This window comes from Bifidobacterium asteroides (assembly GCF_009683175.1).
Taxonomy (GTDB): domain Bacteria; phylum Actinomycetota; class Actinomycetes; order Actinomycetales; family Bifidobacteriaceae; genus Bombiscardovia; species Bombiscardovia asteroides_H.
This window is the reverse complement of the sequence record NZ_WKKW01000017.1, coordinates 1-225: the sequence shown is the minus strand read 5'-3', so window position 1 is coordinate 225 and position 225 is coordinate 1. Positions and strand designations below refer to the sequence as shown.

The 225-nt window shown below is 62.7% G+C and carries 1 pseudogene; it reads left to right on the top strand.

Features of this window, described 5'->3' with window-relative positions:
* Positions 1–35: 35 nt before the first annotated feature.
* A pseudogene (locus GKC41_RS08685) lies at positions 36–225 on the top strand (hypothetical protein); the annotation flags it as partial.

Genomic DNA, 225 nt, shown 5'->3' with positions numbered 1-225 from the left:
ACGGGACGACCACCGAACGGCATACGCCTGTCAGGGTGAACAAGCCTGACCGCAACGCGTACCCGGACCTACCCAAGGATTTCACCTACGTACAAATCAGCGCCGGATGGGAGCATTCGCTGGCCGTGGGCAGCGATGGCAACGCCTACGCCTGGGGAAACAACAGCAATGGCCGGCTCGGCGACGGGACGACCACCGAACGGCATACGCCTGTCAGGGTGAACA